The organism is Shewanella maritima (assembly GCF_043643735.1).
In the GTDB taxonomy this organism is placed as follows: Bacteria; Pseudomonadota; Gammaproteobacteria; order Enterobacterales; family Shewanellaceae; genus Shewanella; species Shewanella maritima_A.
In genome coordinates, this window is the sequence record NZ_JBHZSM010000010.1 from 1 (window position 1) to 25,637 (window position 25,637).

Consider the following 25,637-nt stretch of genomic DNA (forward strand, 5'->3'; position numbering starts at 1 on the left):
CCATACAAACAAAGATACAGGCAAACCCTAATTGATGATAACCACCTACTGAAGTAGGTGGTTTAGGGCTGAAAACATAAAACGCCTTAGCGGTTATCCGCTAAGGCGTTTTATTATCTCGATTTTACTAATAATTACAGGTATTGAATAAAGCTATTAATAATTAATGCATTGGCAATATCAATAAAGAAACCACACACTAATGGCACAATAATAAAGGCTTTATGAGCCGCACCATATTGTTGAGTAACTGCAGTCATGTTCACAATCGCGGTCGCTGTGGAACCTAGTGTGATACCACCAAAACCAGAGCTTATTACTGCAGCTTCATAGTCTTTGCCCATCATTCGAAATACCACAAAGATGGTAAAAGCAATGGATATGCCTATTTGCAAGAACATCACAATACTTAGGAAAACTATAGAGCTTTGTAATTCCCAAAGCTTTAAGCCCATCAATGCCATGGTAAGGAACATTCCCAAACAAATATCGGAAATCAACGCCTGCCCCTGCTGCGCATTATGACTGGTTTCTTTCTTCAAAACTGCGGATTTAAAGTTACCGATTAAGATACCAGCAATTAAACAGGATACGAACATGGGTAGCTGTAACCCCATGCTGCTGATACCAATATCGATAAAATGGCCCAGAATCAAGCTTAAGTTGAGCATTAACCAAGCATAAAGGTAACCGAAATGATCCAATTTCAATGTTTCATCATGGCAAACACCAATATCAAGATCATGGTCCTGGTTGGCTTTAAGCTTATGTTTATTAATTAAGTAATTGGCTATCGGACCACCCACTAAACAGGCTGCTATCAAACCTATGGTGTTGCTGGCAATACCAATTTCTGCGGCGCCTTCAATACCCATTTCAGCAAAGGTCGGTGACCATGCCATCGTGGTACCTACGCCGCCGATCAAGGAAATCGAGCCAGACATTAAACCAATAATGGGTTCAAGTCCTAACATAGTCGCTACGCTCACGCCTACCACGTTTTGCAAAATGATATAAACAATCGCCAGTACTAGCAAAATCAATAACGGTTTTCCACCAGCTATTAATGTTTTAAAGCTTGCACTCAAACCAATGCCAGCAAAAAAATACAGCAATAAAGTATCACGTATTTCCAAATCAAAACTTATCGTGACATCGAAAATCCAATACACCAGCGCCACAGTCAATGCACAAACAAAACCACCGATCACAGGTTCTGGTATACTGTATTTTCTTAACATTTCGTAACGCATTGTGGCAAACTTACCGACGAACAGCAGCACTATGGCAAAGGTGAATGCTAAAAAAGCATCAATTTCTAATACTTGCATTGTGTATAAAACTCCTGAAGTTTTACGATTCAATTTAAAAAGTATCGTGAAATTTTCCATAGCTGCGGCATTTCACGAATATTGATCTTGTTTACATTTCACTTATTTAGACTATTAAATAGCTATGCTAAGATGAGTTCAAGTCTCTGATCCATTTGGAATTACCTACTTCATGTCAAATCAATTAGAACAGCTGGACTTAAATCTACTGAAACTGCTTAAAATTGTAGTTGAAACTCGCAACACCTCACAGGCTGCAGAAGTTTTAGGTGTCTCGCAAACCAGTGTTAGTCGAGGTATGGCAAAACTGCGCGAAACCTTCGGTGATCAACTATTTATTCGTAAAGCCCACGGCGTTGAGCCATCAGAGCTTGCTGAAAAACTGGCTGAAGCCGCTGAAAATATGCTCACACCTTTTGCTAATGTTTTAGCTTCTTACCAAAATTTTGATCCACTCAACTACAGTGACAAAATTGTTATTAGTGCTGAAATCAGCATAATTTCAACTTTCGGCAATGGCCTCTATCAAGCACTTGATGCAGCATTACCCAATGCTACGATAAAGCTGGTACATTGGCATTCTTCCTCACTTGAACAGGTAATTAACCGAGAAGTCGACTACATGATCCACTACTCGCTCTTACCATTACCTCAAGATATCTACACTCACCACTTATCAGATATAAAACTAAGCTTAGTCGCTCGAAAAGATCATCCCGTATTAAGTCAATCAAGTGAATGGCAAGATATTCATCAACTGCCACTGATTATTTTGGTGTCTGATAATTCTTCGCAATTGCACGAGCCATTTGAAGATATCTTTTTAGATAAAGGCTACAAAGCCAATACAATTTTAGTGACTCACAACGAAAACATTGCCATGTCAAAACTTGAATCGTCTGATGCAATTATGTTTAGCAGTAGCTACATGGTAAATAACAATGACAAGCTAGCTTGCTATCCACTACCGAAAACAATGCCAGTAGAACTTAAAAGGGTCAGTGTGTCTGGCGGCTATTTACAGTCTAAACGTGGGTACCCACTAAACCAGCAAATCCACCAAACTGTTCAATCATTTTTCAACTCAATCATTCAGCCAGATTAGCATTCACGAGGCAGTATTCATCAAGGTTTACTGCCATTTATTTCCACGGTTTTCACCATAAAAGCAGCAACTGAAAGCCACATTATTTAGCAGCAACACTGTAAACAAACCAGATCCACATATTTAGTGACCCATTCAAAAATGAATATCTCTAATTCATAGTTTCTCCACCATAAAATCACTACATTATCCTCATTCCAATACGAGGGTGAAGACATTGAATATCGAAAAATCATTAAAAGAAGATTACGGCCAAAAAAAGGTATACCTTCACGACCGCCCATACCACGTATTTGATGTGGGAGAAGGCCTTTGTAATGTAGTCTTGGTAAATAAAACCGGTGCGGAAGAAATCGAGCGTATCACTATCGAACTTAATGGTCGTCTGATTATCGTCGATATCGCTCCAGCATGGGGCAACAGCGTCCTAAATATGACCAAGGAGCAACTCGATCAATTGGCAGAAGATATTCACCTATTAGTTGATATTTTCTGGCTTGAAGAGGTCAACTTTGAAAATAGAGTATCAGATTTAGATGCTGAACCTATTTACCAAGTGTTAAAAGTGCGTGATTATTGCCTAGAGCAATCCCGCGCAAGTTAATCACTCTGCAGCCTTGTGTTGGGTGCTAGCATAAACAAAAAACGAATACCTAAGGTATTCGTTTTTTAGTTTAATCGTCATGACTGCCTACTGGTTTGTATATTCAATAAGCCAACAAATTAAGCTCGGCGCTTTTTAAACGCTGCACTGCCCATACCTGCAAAGGTGCGCATCACAGACAACCATGCACTCATATTCGGATTAGGCGACTTACCACGACCAATCAAGTGAAGTTGTTGTTCATACCAAGTGATATTTAGCATCGCCATAAAATCGAGGGCTTTCACCCCCGTAGATAACGGCTTTAATGCGACTTTGTAGTGAACATCAGCCAATAAACGATTTGATAAATCTGGATCAACCGCCAATGGACGAGCGATACCAATCATATCAGTCGCTTGACTGCTTAATGCATCTTCCATCGCCTGACTAGAACGAAACCCACCCGTTACCACTAGTGGAATTGACAATAACCGCTTAGCTTTCTCTGCATATTCTAAGAAATAAGCTTCACGGGCGATGGTTGATGATTTTACTTTGGCCCCCATCATGCTTGGGTTTTCGTAGTTTCCGCCAGAAATCTCTAACAAATTAATCCCATCTTTCTCAAGGGTTTGCATCACTTGCATCGAGTCATCTTCGCTAAAACCACCTTTTTGGAAGTCAGCTGAATTAAGCTTAATACCAATAGGAAAACTGTCTCCCACCCGCTGGCGAATAGCGTGATATATTTCACGCACAAAACGCATACGATTTTCTAGGCTACCGCCCCATTTGTCTTCACGGCGATTATGATGTGGCGACAAGAACTGGCTAACAAGGTAACCATGAGCGCCGTGGATTTGCACACCAGTGAAGCCGGCTTGCATAGCGCGTTCTGCAGCAACAGCAAATCGTTCAATAGTGGCTTCAATTTCTTGCTCAGTCATCGCTCTAGGAGTATTGAAACTACTTTGTAATGCTTTGGCTAATGGAACCGCTGAAGGTGCCACAGGTTCTGGACTTAAAAACTTAGGTGTTTGCTTTCCAGGATGATTAAGCTGCATCCATAACTGAGTGTTATTTTGTGTACCGGCTTTCGCCCACTTTTTAAAATCTGCTAAATCAGATTTATCGTCAAGCACCACATTTTTAGGCTCACCTAACGCCGTTCTGTCTATCATGACATTACCCGTCACTAGCAACCCGGTGCCACCTTGCGCCCAAACTTGATATAAGTGAGCAAGTTCAGCTGTTGGTTGGTAATTGGCATCACCCATTTGCTCACTCATCGCAGATTTAAATAAACGATTTTTACTGCTTGATTGCGCTGTAACCGCAATTGCTTGTGGCAAGTGCACTGATTTTACATTTTCCGTTGAAGACATATTTATCCTTGTAAGTCATGGTTACTGACTAAAATGAACTCATCCGCTACTGCTTCACTTATCGACCCAGCTTTTGGCTAAAGTTTGTCGTAGCAAAAATAACAATCTAACGTGGTAAAAGTGATGAGTACTTAAGTTATGGCTTTAGTTGGCTCTGTAACTTGAACCGCTACCCTAGTTTGCTTCAGATTAATTACCCCTTGCTCAGTGGCGACTAGGCATAAGAAGTCATCCAAAGCCGTGATGATCACCTGCACATCATCACATACCTGATAGTGCAATAAACTCCCCTGCCAATGGTTGTAAAACAGTCGCGCCAATTGTTCAGGGCGCATATCTTGTCGAACATCCAACTGCAGTTGTGCTTGCATGAATTGGCCGCTAAGTTGGCTTAGCCACTGGGACTCAATCTCAACCAGAGCTTGTTGGCACACTTGGCTCGACTGGGCAATCTCTGAAGACATTGCCCCAATTAAACAAGCGCAGGTTGGGCTATCTGCCTGACGCCGAGCCACTTTACTCTTAAAAATTAACTGCAGCTGGCTCAGCTCGGGCAAATGAGCAACGTCGGCTTTAAGCGATTGATACTCTGTTGAGATCTGCTCGCCATAATAACGAATAATCGCAGCGACAAAATCCGCTTTACTGTCGAAGAAGTTGTAAAACGAACCTTTAGGCACATTTACTTCATCTAAGATTTGTTTAATGCCAGTACCGTGATAGCCCTTGAGCGTCAGCAAAGCCATGCCAGCTTGCAAAAGCGCTAATCGCGTTGGTTCACTTTTACGTGGTCTTGCCATAATTCAACTACCGTTTCACCCATATATTTAATGAGACTTGCAGACGAACATCCGCTTTATGACCGATCGTCTTTTAATAAACAGAGTTTACAGACGGTCGTCTTTTAATGCAACTAATGATGCTGAACACAACGACAACAGGCTTGTTGAAAGCAAGGTGAATCGGTTTTTGAAAGCTAGTCAGTAGACAAGTTGAATGAGTTGTTGATGGCTTATTTTGAATCATATTCTTAAGGGCAGGCATGCTGACAACTGTCTGACTTACATGAGCCAGAATACCCATTGCAGGGCAAAGAAAAGGCTGCGAGTGCAGCCTTAAAAATACTACTAAATAAAAATATTAGAAGCGGTAACTTAGCTTGCCGTAGTAATAGCCTCCATTGAAACCATAAGGAGAGGTTTCGTAATACTTGCCACCCCAGTTATTGTTCGGAATACCGGTTTGCTCTTCAAACGCTAACTTTTCTGCCTGTTGGTCGAAAATGTTTTGCGCACCAATAGCAATAGTAAATGCATCATTAATAAAGTAGCTCAACTCCATATCAACAGTAACAGCAGGATCCGCCATAATAGCCGTTGCATCATAGTCCACATGCACGCCTTGGTATTCCCCAAAGTAGTTTAAGCGAGTGAACATGCCTACACTTTCCCAGCTCTGCCCCCATGTAAATGTCGCGCGATGATTCGGTAAATCTTTCTCTAAACGGGCAACTTTAAAATCACCTGTAATTTCAGAGTAGCGGTCTACCTTAGTTTCGTTCCAGTTGTATGCCAACGAGAAAGTCGCATCACCGGCTAGTATTTCAGCAGTATAGTTAGCGACGACATCGATACCTTGAGTGGTTGTATCAAAGTCATTGGTAAAGAAGCTCACTTGGGATAAACCATCAACATTGGGCACTCCCGCAGCCTTGAGCGCATCCTTGTCACTTTCTGACAATTCAATTTTCTCAGATTGAGAAATACGATCTTCCACCTCAATGTTGTAGTAGTCCGCCGTTAAGAAGAAGTCACCTTGAGTATAGACAGCCCCAAATGTATAACTCATTGACTCTTCAGGCGTTAACTCTGTACCGCCAAGCTGTTGTGATATTGGGTTTGTCGGAGGTAATAACGCAGAGTCCACTAAAGCACCGTTTGATAAGTTTGTCTGTACATTACTCACATTACTTTGACCAACCGTTGGCGCTCTAAAACCTGTATTGAATGAACCGCGTAAGGCAAACTCATCAATAATGTTCCAGTTAGCGGCGACTTTGTAGTTTGTGGTTGAACCAAACGAGTCATAATCTTCGAATCGAACTGCAAATTCGGCAAGGAAATTATCCGTAAACGGGACACTTGAGTCTAAATAAATGGCTTTGTTTTTACGTTTAAATTCACCTGCCGCAGAAGGTTGATAACCTGGGAAACCATTCGAACCGATGCCGAATCCTTGGTCAAACAAAGGACCCACTTTAAATGATGCCTCATCACCGGCTACAATTTCATAGGTTTCATCATGCCATTCTAAACCCGCTGCAAAACTCACATCACCAGATAAGCCCATATCAACATACTTGACGAAGTCGGCATTTACATTCCACTCAGTTTGAATCGCTTTTCCAGGGCTAAAATCTCTTGGGGTATCAGGGCCTAGTGATGCATTGACGGTATTATAAATAAAGTAACGAGAGGCATTACTACCGTATGAACCACTAAAATCATAGGTAATGCCTTGTAACCAATCAATTTGAAACTCACCCTTGGTTCCCGCGACCAATGAAGTATCAACAATTTCACCACCAAAATTAGGCGTAAAACCCGCTGGGAGCATTTCATTAAAAGCAAAACAATTTGGGTTATTTTGAATACCATCAATGTAGTTTTGCTGTGTGGTTACATTTGCCGATGTGATTGGAATGACCGGACAATCAATTCCGTCTCCTATACCTAAGCCATCATTGATTTGACCGACGGGGCCTGGCGTTAAATCTCCCACTAGCAAAGTTGCACCATCATCATTTGAGTAAACACCCCCACGATTGTGCGGGTTACGATAGTAAAAACCACCTTTTACATCGCGCTTAGAATAGTTACCAAACAAATAAGCTTGAGAATGCTCATCTAAATCTAAGCCGAGGTTAGCAAACAGTGAAATATCATCTTTAATTTCAGGTGAACCCCACACTTGCGCAGGGTTATCGACATTTAAACCTGCATTAGCAAAAGCTGCAGCATCAGGGCGCTGCTCACTGCGACTAGTCGCATCTGCATTTTTATATTGAAAACTGAGGTTAGCAAAACCATTTTGAGTCAAAGGCATCCCCACATACCCTGACACTTCTGTCGCCGTACCATCACCTTCATAATATTGGCCGGTTTTCACCTCAATAGCACCACCATCCGCATCATCGCGTAATACAAAGTTCATTACCCCCGCAATGGCATCTGAACCATATTGTGCAGCTGCACCATCGCGCAGTACTTCTACCTGCTTTAGCGCGATACTAGGAAAAACTGAGATATCTGGGCCATGGGCACCATCATTGATCCCACCACCAAGAAAAGTGATCACTGAAGAACGGTGACGGCGCTTGCCATTGAGTAAGATTAATGTGCTATCAGCAGAGAGACCACGTAAATTAGCTGGTCTGACAAGCGTGGCGGCATCACTAATTGGATTTGAATGAACATTTAAAGAAGGTACTGAGCCTTTCAATAGCTCTAGCATGTCTGAATTACCCGACTTACGGATCTCATCACCACTAATAATATCAATAGGTACGGGGGAATCACCAATGGATCGAGGAGCAGAACGCGAACCGACAACGGCAATTTTCTCGACATTATCATCAACTGCGACTTCTTCCTCTGCAGCATAAGATGACATGCTCAACATCGACCCGGTCAAGGCCATTGAAATAGCAATACTGATGCTATTCAGTCCAAACTTCCTGTTTGTTAATTTCGTCATTATTATTATCTCTAATCATTATATTTTATGTTTTGACATCCTTTTACTTCTCGTCCGGAATATCTCTAAGGCTGATCGCCTAAAAACATTTCTATAACAATAATGAAACAAAAACTATTAATTTATAAGAAAAACCTAATTTAGCCAATACTTACTAGCTAGCACTGGTACCACCACCACACCTGCAAAGGTGTAGTGGCGCGAGCAGCTCAGTAAAACAAACAACTGCAGCAACACCAAAAGCCAGCACTTTAATTCACCACAACTCGATTGGATAAAAGATATAACTAAAACACCCCCTTAAACACTGTACATTTAAACTACAACCTCATATGAATTACATGATTTGCACCCAGTACGATTTCATTTGACCTGCCCCTAATAAACTCACTAATCTAAACGGGCGTTTAATTTATAACCTATTTCCAAAATAATAATTCATAACGAAGGAACTCAGCATGGCATATGACAAGGATGCATCTCTCAACCTCAATCAATACAGTTCAGTTGTTGATTTACTAGACAAAGCGTGTAAGAAATTCCCCGATAATATTGCTTATGCCTGTTTAAGACATAACTCAACCTTTGCAGACATAGACAAAGCATCAACCCAGTTTGCCGCATTTTTGCAAGCAGACCCTAGGCTAGAGGCCGGTGATAGAGTGGCGATTCAATTGCCAAACATTACCCAATTTGTCATTGCCGCCTATGGTGTTATGCGTGCTGGGTTAGTACTGGTAAACACCAACCCGCTTTATACGGAACGTGAGCTTATCCATCAATTTAATGACTCAGGTGCTAAAGCCCTAGTGGTACTGTCAGATTTACTTCCCACCCTTGAAAATGTTGTCAAACAAACTGAGTTAGAGCTGGTCATTGCGACTCATCCAGCAGATTTATTGAGCCCACAAGCCCAACCGGAAGTGAGCTTTGACACAGTGCCCTTTTTACAAGTATTAGCGCAAGGTGATGCTCTGCCCTACCAAACTGTCACGCCAAATAAACAAGATATTGTTGCTCTGCAATATACGGGGGGTACCACTGGATTATCCAAAGGCGCGGTGCTTAGCCATGAGAACTTACTCGCCAATTCAGCTCAAGTGAAATCACGCATTGCCAGTACCATGACCGAAGGCAAAGATGTGTTCGTTGCCCCGCTGCCGATTTATCATATTTATGCTTTCATGGTTAACCTCGTGCTGTATTTTGAATCAGGAAGCTGCTCAGTGTTGATCCCAAACCCAAGGGATATTGCAGGACTTATCAACACCATGGCGAGTTACCCTTTTACTGGTTTCGCCGGTCTCAACACCTTGTTTGTTGGTTTATGTCATCAGCCAGAATTTAAAGCGCTTGATTTTAGTCGCATGACCATCACCATCTCTGGTGGTACGGCGCTCACGAGTGCAGCAGCCGAGCTATGGCAAACGACAACAGGTTGCATGATCTCTGAAGGTTATGGCCTTTCTGAAACCTCACCAGTGGTTAGCCTTAATGCACCAGGGCATCAACGCCTGGGCACGATAGGTAAGCCAGTGCTGGGCACTGACGTTAAAATTCTGGATATGGATGATAATGAAGTCGCCATTGGTCAAGCAGGTGAGCTGGCAGTGAAAGGACCTCAAGTCATGCAAGGTTACTGGAACAAACCAGAAGAAACAGCCAAGGTGATGACTCAAGACGGTTACTTTAAAACGGGCGATATCGCGGTGGCATCTGATGATGGCTTCCATACTATTGTTGACCGCAAAAAAGACATGATTATCGTTTCCGGCTTTAACGTTTATCCAAATGAAGTTGAAGATGTCCTCGCCAAGCATGACAATGTGATGGAGTGTGCCGTGGTTGGTATTGAAGATACGCACTCAGGAGAGGCGGTAAAAGCCGTGCTAGTGTTAACCCATGCCGTGGATGATGAAGATGCTGCTAAGGCTGAAATTCGCCAGTACTGTAAAGGGTTACTTACCGCGTATAAAGTACCCAAAATCATTGAGTTTACTGAACAATTACCCAAAAGTACCGTCGGTAAAATCCTGCGCCGCGAACTGAGAAAGTAATTTACAGGTAAACCAGTTATAACAGCGGCACAATCCTACCTAGTTTTGTGCCGTTGAGGTTTGTGCCGTTGAGGTTTGTGCCGTTACTGTTGGTGTAGTTGCGGTTTCAGCAGTGTCTGTATCAGTAGCAGTTATATCGGTAGTTGTTATATCAGCCCCAGATTCCGACTGCGCTAAATCTAACAGCTGCAAACTAGCAAATTTACGGTATAAAGCATTGTGCTGCATCAATTGCTGGTGACTACCACTGGCCACAACCTGTCCTTGATCCATCACTAAAATTCTATCTACATTCACCACAGTGGCTAAACGGTGGGCAATAATCAAGGTAGTACGCCCTTGCATTAACGTATCTAATGCCAGTTTCACTTTTTGCTCATTTACTGCATCTAATGCACTGGTCGCTTCATCAAGCAGGAGAATAGGTCTATCGGCCAGTATTGCTCTGGCAATGGCAATCCGTTGTTTTTGCCCACCAGACAGTTTCACCCCACGCTCGCCAAGGTAAGTATCATACCCTTCTGAAAGCTGTTCAATAAATTCATCGGCTTTAGCCGCTGCACACGCTTGCTTCACTTGCTCCAACGTCGCATCTGGTCGGCCATAACGCACATTTTCCTGCACGCTCAACGCAAAAATAACCGACTCTTGCGGCACTAATGCATATTGCTGACGTAACTGCGCTAAATCCAACTGGGCAATATCAATGTCATCTAGTAATATTTGACCGTGCTGAGGCTGATAAAAACGCATAAGCAATTCAAACAACGTACTTTTGCCAGCTCCACTTGGCCCAACCAACGCCACTCTCTCTCCACTTTTAATATGCAGGTTTAATCCATCAATGGCATTGCTATCTACTTCAGATGGATAATGGAAATCAAGCTGATTGATTTTCACTTCGCCAGTCATTGGTTTGGTAAAAGGCACCGGGTGGGCAGGGCTTGGAATATCAACAGGGGTGTTAATTAAATCGGCTAAACGTTCAGCGGCTCCAAGGGCTTGCTGGATTTCACTATAAACCTCACTGATAGTGGCAACAGAACCAGCTACCATTACGGCATAAAACATAAAGGCAGATAGTTCACCTGCGCTAATATTGCCTTGCATTACATCTTGTGCGCCCACCCAAGTGACGCCTGCAATTGCCACAATACTGAGAAACATAACTGAAGCAATTAATATTGATCGAAACAAGATCCTTGCTTTTGCTGCAGCCATAACGGCTTCAACACGTTGGAAGAACAAGCTTCTATCAGTAGATTCATGGGTATAGGCTTGTACAGTGTGAATTTCATGTAAGGTTTCATCAATATAAGCCCCTAAATCCCCTACTTTATCTTGGCTTTTTCGTGCAAGCGAGCGCACTCGTCTGCCAAAAAAGCTCACAGGAACTAATACAAGAGGGACAGCTAACAACACCAACAAGGTTAATTTAACACTGGTAAACGCCATCATGATGATGCCGCCCAATACTGTGACACTGGAACGCAGCGCCATTGATAAACTAGAGCCCACCACTGACTGCAACAACGTACTGTCCGCAGTAAAGCGGGAGATCACTTCTCCAGTTCGTTGATCTGCAAAGTATCCCGGTGATAAGCGTAATAAGTGTTGATAAACCGCTTTACGAATATCACCACTGACTCGTTCACCTAACCATGTCATTAAGTAGAACCGGCAAAAAACAGCACTGGCACTAATGGCCGTAATGCCAATGATAAGCAAAATAATCTGATTTAATCGGTGGCTATTGTCACTAACAAAACCCTCATCGACCATCAGTTTCACCCCTTGACCGAGGGATAACCAAGCCAATGAGCCAATTAACAAGAAGATAATCGCAGCTATAACCCGTAGTTTATAGGGTGATAAGAAGGAAACTACCCAGCTAAAAACGGACTGAGGAGAGGAAGTCGACACGATAAATGGCCTCACAAATGATTTGATTATGCGTCACCATTGAAGTCACCCACTATGATGGATAATCGAGTAACCATCATTCTAGTTACTGTTACTATACTGCTTATCAATCGTCTTCAATGAGCGCAAAAATAGCCCTAGACCACCCACACTAAGTACTAAAATGACGATCAAGTCGAAGGCACTCATATGGGTGAACCTAAAGTTAATTGAACTGATCACCCCGAAGATTAAGCCGGTTAATGAGCCGAATGTCAGCACCCAAGCTAGGATATTCTTGGCATTATAGAACAGCAGTCCGACGCCAAACATGAAAGGGATCATGATCATACCACTGGTGAGGTTCATACCACCAAATTGATAAAGACTATAGCCAAAGCCAAACGTACTCGTGACCTTAATCGCTTTTAGTAGCATGTAAAAACCGCCACACATCATAATGAGACCGATAAAAAAGTGGCCAATACCGCCTGATGTTCCACCTGCACCTTGCATAATCATCCTTAATTGATTGAGTGAATACAATTGAAGCTTATCAAGCCTTGATGTTACTCAAGCCAAACTACAATAGCAATCAAGGCAGTACTCGCACCCCATAGTGATTTCTGAGATAATAGCGCGCTCTTTGATAGTAAGGCGTATATATGACCACTGGGTTTTCTTCATCAGGTATTGAGCTCACTCTTCACCGCTACCCTAAGCAACAAGTTTCGAATCTTCAAGCTTGGGATGCTGCTGATGAACATCTTATAAAGTACCTGAAAGAAACAGAGCAGGCTTGCGTAAATACCGCAGTAATCAATGACAGTTTTGGCGCATTAACCTGCGCACTTACCTCAATAAATGCTGATTGGCCCATCTCGGTAGAAACCGACACGAAAACCAGCCAATTAGGTATCAAAGAAAATTTGGCACTCAATCAGCTTTGCCACAGCCAGATCACTTGGTTAAATAGCCGCGATGCTTATCAAGCTGACCTTGGCTTGGTATTAATGAAACTGCCCAAGAATCTTAATTACTTTCAATATCAGCTCAAACGCTTATCTCAAATATTACCCCAAGGCACTAAGGTGTTAATCAGCGCTAAAGCCAAACTGATAAATAAAGCTTTACTGCAGACCATAAGTAGCCATTTCGGTCCAGCCAGCGCCAGCTTAACCTGGAAAAAAACACGCGTAATCGAGTGCATCAGCGATGGGATAAAACGAGACACGCCAGATGCCAGCACTTGGCAAGTCCCTAACTTAAACCTAACTATGAGTAACTTAGCTAATGTATTTTCTGCTACTAAGTTAGATATTGGTGCCCGCGCGATACTTGACCACTTTCCCGAAGGCGAGTTTAATCATGTTGTTGATTTAGGCTGTGGTAATGGCATTTTGGGGTTACACGCCAAACAGCGCTACCCGCAAGCCAAAATCTATTTTGTAGATGATTCAGATATGGCAGTCGCATCAGCAAAACATAACTGGCAACAAAATCAATCAACTCAGCCACTGTTTACTGATGAAGATGGCCACTTTGTGTGGTCTGATTGCCTGAGCCAACTAGACCAACATATCAGTCCTGATCTTATTTTGTGTAATCCACCGTTTCATCAAGGTGAAGCCATTACGGATCATATTGCTTGGCAGATGTTCAATGATGCTAACAAGCGACTTGCTGCTGGCGGGATCTTGCATGTTGTAGGTAACCGCCACTTGGGTTATCACATCAAACTAAAACGCATTTTTAAAAATTGTCAGACGATTGCTTCTAATGGCAAGTTTGTCATTTTACAAGCGCAAAAAACTAACTAGCCGATCTAACCAATTCAATATTACAAGCCTATACCAGACTAACTTAGTCAAGTATAAGCTTGCGTATATTTTGAACTCACTAACTCAGCCATTGGTATGACAGTGTGGATATATAATCACAAAAAAAGATCTTATTGACAGGCCAAAAATAACAATTGGTTGACAATAGTATCATTCCAATACTAGTATCAGTGTCATCATGTACGGTTTATTGATGGCTTTAGAGAGTATCAAGTTAATATTAACCACATTACAGTCAAATGCAGAGATCACTGACCACAACTAAGGTGATATCGGCCATGTAGTGACATGCACTGAAAGGGACAAATAGTGGGATGAGCTCAATAAAATCTCGCTCTTGGTAGCCTTGTAAAGACTCTCTGACCTTTTGTTTGCTCAAAAGGGTGTTGAATGGATTTAATGTACTTGCTGGTCGCTAACTATTAAATCCTTCCTTTGTCAGCCTCTTAAAGTCGTTTTAAGAGGCTTTTTTTCGGACTTTTTCTGGGATGTTTTCAGCGTTATAGCAGCTCATTCAACATGGCATTATGCACGCGTATTGAGCAGATTATCAATAGAGTATTGATCGCGATTAGCATTATTCTTACGACGCACCTCTTCCAAAGCCTGCGCTTCAATCTTGTCAAATAAGACATTGATTAATCTATTAAAATGCTCATGCATCGCCACACGAGCTCTCGGTGCATCATGGGCCAGTAAGGCCTGATAGATGGCGGTGTGTTCAGCTAAGGTTTTGGCATTATCTGTGCTGCATACCATGTCGTAATCATCGACAATTTCTCGACTGGAAGATCGTAGCGCCCACATATTATCAAAAGCGTTAATCAAAGCACCATTACGAGTGGCATGAGCAATAATCTGATGGAACTGTTGATCGGCTTCTTCAATATATTGCTTATTTTCCATCATAACTAAGGTGTGGTGCAGTTTAGCTAATTCTTGTTCAGTAATATTTTGCGCAGCCAAAGAGGCTATTTCCCCTTCAACCAAGGCTCTAGCTTGGGTTAGCTCAAAGGCATTAATTTTCTGCTTAAACACATCTTGCTGGTTGGTGTTTACCACATAAACACCTGAACCTGTTTTAACTTCAACACGCTCACGAACTTCAAGTGCAATAATGGCTTCACGGACAGTAGGGCGACTCACATCAAACTTTTCAGCCAGCTCACGCTCAGGTGGTAACCGGCTACCAACAGCGTACTCTCCCTGCTCTATCGCAGATTCAATTTTTTCAACTATGCGCCAAAATAATCGCCGGTTTTTCATATCTATTCCTTTACACCATCTAATAATCGCCATGATATCGACAAAATGACCACGGGCAAACATATTATTTAATGATAATAGCCAACTATATTAGTCAATGCCAGCCAATTGTCATACCAAAACAAAATAAATTCCCCAACACAATAGCAGCAAACCATCAACAATTGGCATAACAATATGGTTGACTTTGTAACACCTCTTGGTTAGTTTCTTTGAAGTGTCATGCCAATTTTAGAATATATAGACGACACATTGTTGCATAGCTTGAGCACAAAAAACTCAGCACAATCAAGAAAAGAGTTACGTGAATAACAAGAAGTCTGCAGCGTATTTGTTAATGAAACATGACGCTTAAATCAGAAATAGAAGAACGCCAAATTTCACTTAGCTCGCTAACATCGAAGCAATCATAGGTACGCTATACGCGTTATACCTTAGCCATTTTGAGAGTCACTATGAAAGTAAAACATCTACGTTGGTTCATTGTCAGTCTAGTCGCCATTGCCACCGTTATTAACTATATCGATCGTTCAGCGCTGGCCATTATGTGGCCCAGCATTTCAAAAGATCTAGGTTTAGACAAAAGTGATTATGCCAACATTATCAGTGTGTTTATGATTGCTTATGCCATTGGCCAGTCGTTATTTGGCCGCATATTCGATGCTATCGGCACTCGATTTGGCTTTGTGTTGTCGATTGTGGTTTGGTCCATATCCATCGCAATGCATGCCGTAGCAACTACCGTAACCAGTTTTGCCATTTTTAGAGCTATCTTAGGTATTGGTGAGGCTGGTAATTGGCCTGGGGCAACGAAAGCGAATGCTGAATGGTTTCCCGCAAAAGAGCGTGCACTTGCACAAGGTATTTTTAACTCTGGTGCATCCATAGGCTCCATTATTGCCCCGCCTCTTATTGCAATGTTATATGCATTTTTAGGCTGGCAAGCTACCTTCATCATTATTGCTGTACTGGGTTTTTTATGGATTATTCCTTGGTTGATAGTGTACAAGTCTGCGCCTGATACCCACCCTTGGATCACCGAAGAAGAAAGAGAGCACATATTGTCTGGTCAACTCGTCAAAGCGAACGATGATGAACAAGATGAATATGTACCAAACGTAAAACAGCTATTGCAGCATAAACAGGCATGGGGTGTGATTGCAGCGCGCTTTTTTATTGACCCAATCTGGTGGTTATTTGTCGCTTGGTTACCACTTTACCTGAATGAAAAGTTTGGCTTTGATGTAAAACAAATAGGTGCATTTGCATGGGTACCTTATGTTGGTGCAGCAATGGGGGCAATATTTGGTGGTTGGCTAAGTGGCCATTTAATTGCGCGACACAATAATATTGATCGTGCACGTAAAGCGGCCATCTTCTTAGGTTGTACCATTATGTTGCCTGCATTGTTATTCACTACACAAGCCAGCACGCCTATGATGGCGATGGGATTGATTGCCTTGATTCTATTTGGTTTTCAAACTGCCATTGGCAACATTCAAACCTTACCCAGCGATTACTTCTCAGGTAAAACAGTCGGCACACTAGCTGGCATAAGTGGTACTTCTGCGGTATTGAGTGTGATCATTACCATTCAGCTAGTGCCACAACTTACCCAAGGCGGTGACTATTCAGCCCTGTTTATCTTGGGTGCGATTCTTGTTCCTTTATGTGTGATATCTATTTTAATGAGCGGCAAAATCACCCCTGTTAAAGCCAAAACCTGAAGCTAAGATATAACCGTGCTAATGTTGTTAAAACATAAGCACGGTTATTTTAACCATCTAGTGACGACTTCGAAGTGCGCTTAACGTGCTCAGATTGATGAGTCGCTGGCGGTGAAAACAGTTGTATTATCTTCTGCTTCCGCGTCAGCTCTTTATTTTGAAAATCCCGCCACATATCACGCCATTCGGCAAAGGTTACCGTCAATGGGTTAAAGCTGTTAACTGGCTTAGTAATACCATAACGTACAGTGTCAACTTCTGGTTCAAACGTGCCAAATAGCTTGTCCCATATGATTAATATGCCAGCATAGTTTTTATCAATATATTGTGGGTTTTGACCATGATGCACACGGTGATGAGAAGGTGTGTTAAACACCCACTCAATTGGCCCCAAACGTTTAATGGCTTGAGTATGCACAAAGAACTGTAATCCAAGATTCAGCAATACGGCAAAGACCACCCATTGTGGATCGAAACCTATGACAACCAGTGGTAGCCAAAACAGCCACATCCCGGCAATGGGATACATTAAACTTTGCCTGAAAGCGGTAGTGAAATTCATATTCTCTGAACTATGGTGTACCACATGAGCAGCCCACATCCACCTAATTCTGTGACTAGCACGATGAAACCAGTAATAGAAAAAGTCCTGCAAAACCAATAATGCAACAAACCACAATGGCGACATCTCAATATCTAATAATCGCCAATCAAAAAATGCCAGATAAACAGAGGCAATAAATAACCCAGCGACAATATCACTCAACTGGTGCATAGCTGCCAATGCTAGATTGCATAATACTTCGGGGATTCTGTATTGTGCACTGTTAGGTAATTTGTTGCTTCTGACTCCAAACCACCACTCTGCAAAAATACAGATAAAAAATACTGGCGCCAGTAATAACAGCAATACTTCAGGATGCTGCATCAATTGAGAAAATGCCATTTACATATTCCTTAAGCTAAACATAGGTAAACCGTATTACCACTTTGCATAATGGTCTTCAGTTAACCCAAGTTGCTGCTGCACCAGATGTTTCTGGCCGTGATTATCAATAATATGCCCATCAAAGTAACCCATATACTGGCGAAAATTGCTTTTAAGCACATACAAATTTAGCTTTTCTTGGCGTAAATTGACGGGTTTAAAATTAAGGGAGACCTGACCATTTGCGCTGTTTACATGCCAATTGGCCATGGCATTTTCACGTTCAAAATCAAATTGCACTGCAGGCAACAAGTGGCGTTCGCCATTAACCCAAAACACATTTTCATTGGCGCCGGTTTCATTCACCCCTGCAGCTAAATTTAACCCTAGAACACCATGCTCACTTTGAGCATTAAAACTTGCCCAACGCCAACTGGTTTGACGGCGCATAAACCCTGCAGAAAAGTCATAACTGGCTAATGCATGCAGTAATGGTTGCGGTTCATGATTAACCTCTAATTCTCCCTGCACGCTCAAACCATTGTGCTTTTGCGTGTAGGTCCAACCGTTATATGCGGTCGGTGTGCATAAGCTCATAGGTAAACTGAGGCTTGGGGGACATAGACGAAGTTTTGCTACAACAGTTTTGGTTTGAATATCAATATGCCATTGAGCATCAATGATATTGATACTGACGCGCTTTTTACCGCCACCAATATAAGCTAGCCCTTGATAAGGCGACTCACTCATTTGATAACCTAATTGGGGTGGTTTAAGCCAAGTTTGCTCAACTAAATGGTTGGCAGAAATATCAAACACATAGAAAAAGCCGCTACCTAAATATCTGATATCAGCAATAGCGACACCAATTAAATAGCGTCCGCTGCGTATGCTGACAAATTGAAACTGTTTAAAGTCAAAATGTTTCTTTAAGGAGGAAGCAGGCTTATCCATGACATTAAAATAGTTAAAATCAGCTACGCCGAGGGATTTAATGACACCATCAAAGTGACCAAACTCAGGTTTTCCTGCTGTATTGATCAATTGCTCAGGCGCTATTTGAGTGCTAATTTGTGTGCTGTTTGCCATGTTATTACCCTAAATCACACTGTTTAGCTGGTATAACTAAAGTATGACTCTGCTTTGCCTATAATTAACTTGCAGTGGTTCGACCACAATGTCAAATGTCCCCTTAACTTGCATTTCATCGTAGGCATTGAAGGGCTGTTAGGCGGGGTGAAATCTGTTATGCTTTGGCTATCGTCGATCTAGCTTAAACCAATAATATCTACATGAAACACTACGCTATTCTAATGCTTTGTACGCTACTAACTGCATGCGCGACTTCTCAACCTAGCCATGTTGCTCTTAACCCTACACTTGGGGTAATCAATCAACAACCTTCAATGCTGACGCCACTTCGAATTGAAACAATTGATATTCGCAAAGCCAACTTTATCGTTCGTATTCATCAAAGTAATGGTGCTGCAGCAAAGCTGATCAGCCCGAGCGAACCAGTGAGACAGCAATTAGACGAGGTATTTCGCCAAGGTTTAATCGTCGCGGGCTACAGTACCTCGGCGAATGCAAGCCAGTCTGTACAATTTCAGTTGGATACCTTATTAACCGATGTCACTGAAACGACTTTTGGTTATGAAGCGAAAACTCAGGTGACGTTTAATGTCATTGCCAAATCGAACACGCTGGAATTTACCAAAATTTTTAATGGCCGCAGCACATTAACTGGTCCGTTTAGCTCTGACTTCGCAACATTAGAATTAGACATAAATAGCCTACTAGATAAGCTTACGACTGAAATTCTCAATGATGCAGAGCTTCATCAGTTTATTCAAAATAATCACTAAATAAGGATATTTGAGACATGCTTAATCGCCTTACTACATTATTATTGTCATTGACGCTGGCGTTAACTTCATTTACAGCCATGGCTAAGGTCGATATTCAACCAGACACCTTGTACCCCAAAGTGCAACTTGATACCAGCATGGGTAAAATTGTGGTTGAGCTAGATAGAACCCGCGCACCTATCACGGTCGATAACTTCCTAACATATGTGGTAAAAGGCGATTATGACAACACCATCTTCCACCGTATTATTCCTGAGTTTGTAGTGCAAGGCGGCGGACTCAACCCTAAGCTAGAAGAAGCACCGTCACTTGACCCAATCGTTAATGAAGCTGGCAATGGCTTATCTAATTCGTTGGGCACAATCGCCATGGCGCGAGATAATGATCCTCACTCAGCCACAAGGCAGTTCTACTTTAATGTGGCCGACAACAGCCGACTTGACCCGTCTAGACGTCGTTGGGGTTATGCGGTATTTGGTGAAGTCGTTGAAGGCATGGAAGTACTTGAAGCCATGTCACTGGTTGAGACAGAACAGAATAAGACACTAGATTGGCCAGATGTCCCCGTCACTAACATTATCTTAGAAAAAGCCACCTTACTGGCGAGATAATTAGCGCGAGTAATTCAATCACCGAATCTAGCAGCTGAAATACTTTGCTTTGTTCGGTGATTGATTCAATATGAAACACTTCCCCTGCTCCATTTTTCAAACTCGCTTTATTTTAATTACCCCCATAATTCATAAAACTCATTACCTTTCGCCGACGGCATTTTTAGAAAGCTGACACCAACAAGTAGTGAAATATTCTACCAAAGATAGCTTAACCAAATCCTCTACAGTATAAAAATTCAAATATCAACCACCACACAGACTTTCTACTTTTTTTGACATTTTTGCTTACAAAACCCGCGATATCGGCCAATCACAACTATACTTTAGAGCAGAAAAACTCCTTGCAGGACTTTTACCTTTAGGATTAAGCGCATAGGAAAATAATGATGATGACAGCAGATGACTTCATTGAAGAGAAAGCCCCACAGCTTGCTTTTTATGGCAAAGCTTTTCTCAACAATCAACTCGAATACACTGAAATAAAAACGTACATGTGGGATGTATTAGAAGAGTGGCAGGAGTTAACCGTCATTGATTCACCTAACCCTCCTTCATTGTCCGAAACTGAACAAGTATTTTGGCATTTATTGTACTGCTTCGATAAGTGGCCTGAGTGGGCAATTCGCGGTAACCAATACTTGCGCCAACAAGTTCATGATTGCTGTGACTTTATTAATATTGGAGGAAAAATCCCCACTAGCTGCATTGGCATAAGGCCATAAAATAATTATTTATTCTATTTGCTTGAACCCACATACATAGGCACTTAAGCTAGAGCTATCGCTAACTAACTTGCCTGTGTATGCATACCTACCTCTCCCGCTTTATTGACGCATTCTCAATCTATTACAACAGGCGTGTACTGGCTTTACTCCTTTTAGGCTTTTCAGCCGGCTTACCATTGATGTTAGTGTTTTCCACACTAAGCTTTTGGTTGCGAGAAGCGGGTGTTGATAGAGCCGCTATCGGCTACTTCAGCTGGATCGCTCTCACCTATGCTTTTAAGTGGGCATGGTCCCCCTTAGTTGACCGAATGTCATTGCCCATATTAACCCGCTTTTTGGGACGGCGACGCAGTTGGATGCTGTTTGCTCAGTTATGTTTGGTGGGCGCAATACTCGGCATGTCATTTAGCGACCCATTAGAAAACTTAGAGCGATTAGCCTTATGTGCGCTACTGCTCGCTTTTGCATCTGCAACGCAAGATATTGTGATTGATGCCTTTAGAATTGAGTCCGCGCCTGAGAAAATGCAAGCTGCACTCGCAGCAGCCTATCAAGTAGGCTATCGCGGCGCGATGATCATGGCGACAGCTGGTGCGTTAAGTATTGCCGCGTGGATCGCGCCCGGCAATGAGGGCTACAGTCTAGAGTCTTGGCAAACTGCTTACTTTGTCATGGCGTTAATGATGTCGGTGGGTATTATCACAACCTTGTGCTGTAAAGAGCCAGAAGTTGATACACGCAAGGCTGATGATGCCGAAATAGAGTTAAAGAAAAAATTTGAACAAAAGTACCCTACCAAAGTCGCGGCCGCTTTTGCATGGCTTTATAGCGCCAGTGTGGTGCCATTTCTCGACTTCTTTAAACGCTACGGTAAAAGCGCCATTTTAATCTTGTTGCTCATTTCATGCTATCGCATCTCAGATATTGTCATGGGGATCATGGCTAATGTGTTTTATGTAGATATGGGGTTCAGCAAGGAAGAAATTGCCTTTTTAAGTAAGGTTTATGGCTTAATCATGACGTTGGTCGGGGCTGGCGCAGGCGGTATCTTAATTTCCCGTTATGGCACCATGCGCATTTTATATTTAGGTGCGCTACTTGTTGCTGTGACGAACTTATTGTTTGCTTGGCAAGCATATATTGGCTACAACGTGCCATTTCTCACCTTTGCTATTTCAGTCGATAACTTCAGCGCAGGTATCGCCACAGCCGCCTTTATTGCTTACTTATCTAGCCTAACAAGTAGCGGCTACAGTGCTACCCAATATGCACTGCTATCTTCCATTATGCTGTTATTCCCTAAGTTCATTGCAGGCTTTTCAGGGGTATATGTTGATAGTTTTGGTTATGTGAATTTCTTTATCGCAGCAAGCTTAATTGGCTTCCCAGTATTATTACTAGTGAGCTTAGTCGAGCGCTCTCAAGCTAAAACGGCTCAAGCAAAAGTTGCTGATAACGCGGTGGTGGAGCAAACGACAAAAACAGATTGATCAAAAAACAAAGGCGGTCATAACCGCAGCAAGTAATATGGCGAAAAACGTCATTTAGTGATAAATATACTTACTAAAATGATGCCAACAGTGATAACGCTTCGCTTAAGGTACTGACAATAAATGATTTTCAATCTTGGTCAACATTTTGCTTATTAAGTGATAAATCAATACAGGGAATATAAAGGAATATTATGGATATCAGTCAGGTGCTCATCGTCGCTATCGTGTTCTTCGCCATTTTTGGTGCGGACTTTTTCAAGTACCGTCTTCGAATGAAGCAGTTAGAAGCTAAGATAGATGGCAGTGATAAAATGAAGCTTATTGACGAGGTTGAAAGTCTCAAGCACAGGCTGGTCGTGCTTGAGAGAATAGTGACCGATAAGGGTTATGAAGTCAGTGAAGACATTAACCGACTAAAAGATTAATCATAATTGTTGAGCAGCCCTTAGGTTGTTTTAAGGCTGCTCAATTCATATTTATCAATAGCACTTATCATCAACACTTATCACTAGCGTTTAACGATTGCACTTAACGAGGAATACCATCCTCAATATGCTTAGTCTCTGAAGTTATTAAATTGGAACGGCAGACCTAACTCGGCTTCTTTTGCGAGTCGCATCACAGCTTGTAAGTCATCACGTTTTTTACCCGTGACCCTCACTGAATCGCCCTGAATGGCCGACTGTACTTTCAATTTGCTAGCTTTAATGATTTTTACCAATTTTTTAGCAATTTCAGTATCAATACCTTCTTGAAATACCACTTTTAACGAAAAGGTTTTACCTGTATGCGTGGCTTTTTCGTCCACTTTCATCACACCAGGATCAACATTACGCTTACTCAAGTTCATGCGTAAAACATCGACCATTTGCTGGCAATAAAAATCGTCGTCAGCTGACAAGGTAACTTGCTTGTCTTTAAAATCAATTTCAACGTTTTTACCTCGAAAATCGTAACGGTTATCAACTTCTCTTCGTGTGTTAGCCACGGCATTACTTAGCTCAACAGCGTCGACTTCAGACACTATGTCCATTGATGGCATTGTTGTCACCCTCCTTTGGGTCTGTTGATCTTTGCTGATTAGAATTTGTTCTAATTAAAAACACTTTAATCGCGGCGTGAGCGATGACGTCTAGTCACCTAAATCTGTGGTTTTTAACCACAGCGCTCACAACAAACTGGACTCTTTGCAAAGAGCGTAGGTGCTTTTAAACGAACCTTACAGGTAGTACTTGTTGTCATTTCTAATGCGTTAACGACTTATCAAGTGGAATAACCACACATCAAAGTCGTTGCCTTGTATAAATTCCAACAAGTTGCTGCAAAAACAATCTTAAAAGATCAACAGCCCCTAATAATTTGTCATTGTTTAAGGCGTTAGTGTAAACCCAATTATCATCAAAATGATGAACAAAGCTAAGTTTATATGAATATGAGTGACTTTAGGTCTGAGTTTTTCTATGATGACCACAACTTTTTGACTCACAATAGACCTAACGCCTGTGATTAATTATCGAAACACCTTTAAACTCGCGTTAATCATTGCCGTGTTCATTGTCAGCTATCTGGTTTTCTCAAAGCCAAACTACCCCATCAACTTTACCCATATGGATAAACTGGGTCACTTTGGTATGTTTTTCGGGCTATCTTATTTAGCCTACTATGCGTTTAAACCTAGATGGTATTATCTGGCCTCTATACTCACTTTTTACGCGATTATGATTGAAGTCATTCAATCACAGCTACCCTACCGTAGCGCGACAGTCGCTGATGTGATTGCAGACGTCTTGGGCATTGCTTTTTTCTACGTATGCCTATTAATTTATAATCGATTTAAACTCATGCGCAGCCCAGCCAAAATTAACAACTAAGCTCAATATTGAGCTGGCAAGCCTGGTTAATACTTATGGTTAGCATGCTCCTGTAACCGACAGTAGAGTAATATTTATCATGCCTGAATTACCTAGCCCAAATGACACTGTAGCGACTCAGTTTGATGCATCAAACGTAGCGATTTTAGGTGCAGGCGCAATTGGGCAACTTATTTGGCATCAACTCACTGCAGCTTGCGGCGCTCAGTCACCACTATTAATCACTCGCCAATTACCAACTAACCAAAGCTTGCCAATAACTTTGCAGATAACGCCACACATGACATTTCAAAATGCACAAAGGCAAGATGCACAAAGGCAAAGTACCGCTAGCGTAACCGCTAGAGCAAATGTTGTAGAAACTCGTTCTCTTGAAGCAAGTCAGCTAGCGCATATCCGTTTATTGATTGTATGCGTTAAGGCTTATCAGGTAACGGCTGCAGTGACATCACTGCTTGATAAACTGCCCAAGCACTGTCACATCCTGTTGCTGCATAACGGCATGGGGCCGCATTTGGAAGTACAACAGCTAATATCTGACAATCTAAGTGCTAATCTCGGATTATCTTTAGGTACCACATCACAAGCTGCGTTGAAGGTTTCTGAGCAACATATTCAGCACACAGGCACAGGGAAAACGGTCATAGGCCACATGGCTGGTAGTCACTGCCCGCAAGACTTATTGTTGTTATTAACTCATGCCATTCCACAGTTAAGCGTTCAGCAAAACATTATCGAGGCACTATGGCATAAGTTACTGATTAATTGTGCCATTAATCCATTAACTGCAATTGAGCAGTGCCGAAACGGCCAGCTTGCCCTACCGCACTATCAACAACAAATTAACGCCATCATTGATGAATGTATTCTTGTCGCAAAGGCAGACGGGATAATATTACCAGCCGATCACATGCAAGCGACCGTGATGCAAGTAATCCATGCCACGGCGGAGAATTACTCCTCAATGCGTCAAGATGTGCATTTCCAACGTCCAACTGAAATTGCACAGATTAATGGCTATGTGGTCAACCGTGCTCAAGCTCATCAACTAGAGGTGCGACACAACCAAAAACTTGCGAATCGCATTAATAAAATTACCCAATTACAGCAGCTTTAACTAAATGAGACTGAGATATTGCGCCTCGGCTAAGATATCGTGCTGATGCTCGCAATACGCATCAA

Annotated in this window: 22 protein-coding genes; 12 read left to right on the forward strand and 10 right to left on the reverse strand. The window is 42.1% G+C overall.

Features of this window, described 5'->3' with window-relative positions; all coding sequences use genetic code 11:
- Positions 1–134: 134 nt before the first annotated feature.
- Positions 135–1,331, reverse strand: a complete 1,197-nt coding sequence (gltS, locus tag ACHUGF_RS11715; RefSeq protein ID WP_394131388.1) for a sodium/glutamate symporter — start codon at positions 1,329–1,331, stop codon at positions 135–137.
- Positions 1,332–1,503: 172 nt separating this feature from the next.
- Here gltS and ACHUGF_RS11720 point away from each other — a divergent pair, with 172 nt between their 5' ends.
- Together ACHUGF_RS11720 and ACHUGF_RS11725 are read left to right on the forward strand one after the other, a co-directional pair.
- Positions 1,504–2,436: a LysR family transcriptional regulator gene (locus tag ACHUGF_RS11720; protein WP_394131389.1), complete on the forward strand. Its 933-nt coding sequence runs from the start codon at positions 1,504–1,506 to the stop codon at positions 2,434–2,436.
- A 217-nt stretch (positions 2,437–2,653) separates the two neighbouring features.
- Entirely contained in the window at positions 2,654–3,040 is a 387-nt protein-coding gene (locus tag ACHUGF_RS11725; protein ID WP_394131391.1) for a hypothetical protein, read from the forward strand.
- A 119-nt stretch (positions 3,041–3,159) separates the two neighbouring features.
- On the opposite strand, the gene ACHUGF_RS11730 is transcribed toward ACHUGF_RS11725, so the two are convergent.
- The 3 genes from ACHUGF_RS11730 to ACHUGF_RS11740 all read right to left on the reverse strand — a co-directional run bounded on the left by ACHUGF_RS11730 (position 3,160) and on the right by ACHUGF_RS11740 (position 8,163).
- Positions 3,160–4,407: an NADH:flavin oxidoreductase/NADH oxidase family protein gene (locus tag ACHUGF_RS11730; protein WP_394131393.1), complete on the reverse strand. Its 1,248-nt coding sequence runs from the start codon at positions 4,405–4,407 to the stop codon at positions 3,160–3,162.
- A gap of 131 nt (positions 4,408–4,538) precedes the next feature.
- Positions 4,539–5,207 (reverse strand): TetR/AcrR family transcriptional regulator, encoded by a 669-nt coding sequence (locus tag ACHUGF_RS11735; RefSeq protein WP_394131395.1) that lies wholly within the window; start codon positions 5,205–5,207, stop codon positions 4,539–4,541.
- A 340-nt stretch (positions 5,208–5,547) separates the two neighbouring features.
- Positions 5,548–8,163 carry a TonB-dependent receptor plug domain-containing protein gene (locus ACHUGF_RS11740; RefSeq protein ID WP_394131397.1) on the reverse strand — a complete coding sequence of 872 codons (2,616 nt, stop codon included), beginning with the start codon at positions 8,161–8,163 and terminating at the stop codon, positions 5,548–5,550.
- A gap of 458 nt (positions 8,164–8,621) precedes the next feature.
- Between ACHUGF_RS11740 and ACHUGF_RS11745 the strand changes: the two genes are divergently transcribed.
- On the forward strand, positions 8,622–10,220 hold the full coding sequence (locus tag ACHUGF_RS11745) for an AMP-binding protein (protein WP_394131399.1): 1,599 nt from the start codon (positions 8,622–8,624) through the stop codon (positions 10,218–10,220).
- 39 nt (positions 10,221–10,259) lie between these two features.
- Here the strand turns inward: ACHUGF_RS11745 and ACHUGF_RS11750 are convergent, their stop codons facing one another.
- On the reverse strand, positions 10,260–12,143 hold the full coding sequence (locus tag ACHUGF_RS11750) for an ABC transporter transmembrane domain-containing protein (protein WP_394131400.1): 1,884 nt from the start codon (positions 12,141–12,143) through the stop codon (positions 10,260–10,262).
- 81 nt (positions 12,144–12,224) lie between these two features.
- Complete coding sequence (locus ACHUGF_RS11755) at positions 12,225–12,638, reverse strand: hypothetical protein (protein WP_394131402.1); 414 nt, start codon at positions 12,636–12,638, stop codon at positions 12,225–12,227.
- Positions 12,639–12,787: 149 nt separating this feature from the next.
- Here ACHUGF_RS11755 and ACHUGF_RS11760 point away from each other — a divergent pair, with 149 nt between their 5' ends.
- Entirely contained in the window at positions 12,788–13,942 is a 1,155-nt protein-coding gene (locus ACHUGF_RS11760) for a methyltransferase (RefSeq protein ID WP_394131404.1), read from the forward strand.
- A 546-nt stretch (positions 13,943–14,488) separates the two neighbouring features.
- Here the strand turns inward: ACHUGF_RS11760 and ACHUGF_RS11765 are convergent.
- Entirely contained in the window at positions 14,489–15,229 is a 741-nt protein-coding gene (locus ACHUGF_RS11765) for a FadR/GntR family transcriptional regulator (protein WP_394131405.1), read from the reverse strand.
- Between the two features lie 455 nt (positions 15,230–15,684).
- On the opposite strand from ACHUGF_RS11765, the gene ACHUGF_RS11770 reads away from it, so the two are divergent.
- Positions 15,685–16,956, forward strand: a complete 1,272-nt coding sequence (locus ACHUGF_RS11770) for an MFS transporter (protein WP_394131407.1) — start codon at positions 15,685–15,687, stop codon at positions 16,954–16,956.
- A gap of 49 nt (positions 16,957–17,005) precedes the next feature.
- Here the strand turns inward: ACHUGF_RS11770 and ACHUGF_RS11775 are convergent, their stop codons facing one another.
- Together ACHUGF_RS11775 and ACHUGF_RS11780 are read right to left on the reverse strand one after the other, a co-directional pair.
- Positions 17,006–17,902 carry a sterol desaturase family protein gene (locus tag ACHUGF_RS11775; RefSeq protein ID WP_394131409.1) on the reverse strand — a complete coding sequence of 299 codons (897 nt, stop codon included), beginning with the start codon at positions 17,900–17,902 and terminating at the stop codon, positions 17,006–17,008.
- Between the two features lie 36 nt (positions 17,903–17,938).
- Positions 17,939–18,973: a DUF2804 domain-containing protein gene (locus ACHUGF_RS11780; RefSeq protein WP_394131410.1), complete on the reverse strand. Its 1,035-nt coding sequence runs from the start codon at positions 18,971–18,973 to the stop codon at positions 17,939–17,941.
- Between the two features lie 203 nt (positions 18,974–19,176).
- On the opposite strand from ACHUGF_RS11780, the gene ACHUGF_RS11785 reads away from it, so the two are divergent.
- The 5 genes from ACHUGF_RS11785 (at position 19,177) to ACHUGF_RS11805 (ending at position 23,009) form a co-directional block, all read left to right on the forward strand.
- A complete protein-coding gene (locus ACHUGF_RS11785) occupies positions 19,177–19,749 on the forward strand; it encodes a YajG family lipoprotein (RefSeq protein WP_394131412.1) in 573 nt (190 codons plus the stop codon).
- 80 nt (positions 19,750–19,829) lie between these two features.
- A complete protein-coding gene (locus tag ACHUGF_RS11790; RefSeq protein WP_394131579.1) occupies positions 19,830–20,363 on the forward strand; it encodes a peptidylprolyl isomerase in 534 nt (177 codons plus the stop codon).
- 392 nt (positions 20,364–20,755) lie between these two features.
- Positions 20,756–21,088: a hypothetical protein gene (locus ACHUGF_RS11795; RefSeq protein WP_394131581.1), complete on the forward strand. Its 333-nt coding sequence runs from the start codon at positions 20,756–20,758 to the stop codon at positions 21,086–21,088.
- Between the two features lie 80 nt (positions 21,089–21,168).
- Positions 21,169–22,581, forward strand: a complete 1,413-nt coding sequence (locus ACHUGF_RS11800) for an AmpG family muropeptide MFS transporter (protein WP_394131414.1) — start codon at positions 21,169–21,171, stop codon at positions 22,579–22,581.
- A gap of 194 nt (positions 22,582–22,775) precedes the next feature.
- Entirely contained in the window at positions 22,776–23,009 is a 234-nt protein-coding gene (locus ACHUGF_RS11805) for a hypothetical protein (RefSeq protein ID WP_394131416.1), read from the forward strand.
- Between the two features lie 131 nt (positions 23,010–23,140).
- On the opposite strand, the gene ACHUGF_RS11810 is transcribed toward ACHUGF_RS11805, so the two are convergent.
- A complete protein-coding gene (locus tag ACHUGF_RS11810) occupies positions 23,141–23,626 on the reverse strand; it encodes a YajQ family cyclic di-GMP-binding protein (protein WP_394131418.1) in 486 nt (161 codons plus the stop codon).
- Between the two features lie 460 nt (positions 23,627–24,086).
- Here ACHUGF_RS11810 and ACHUGF_RS11815 point away from each other — a divergent pair, with 460 nt between their 5' ends.
- Both ACHUGF_RS11815 and ACHUGF_RS11820 read left to right on the forward strand, forming a co-directional pair.
- Entirely contained in the window at positions 24,087–24,455 is a 369-nt protein-coding gene (locus ACHUGF_RS11815) for a VanZ family protein (RefSeq protein WP_394131419.1), read from the forward strand.
- 79 nt (positions 24,456–24,534) lie between these two features.
- Entirely contained in the window at positions 24,535–25,572 is a 1,038-nt protein-coding gene (locus ACHUGF_RS11820) for a 2-dehydropantoate 2-reductase (protein WP_394131421.1), read from the forward strand.
- The last annotated feature ends 65 nt before the right edge of the window (positions 25,573–25,637 follow it).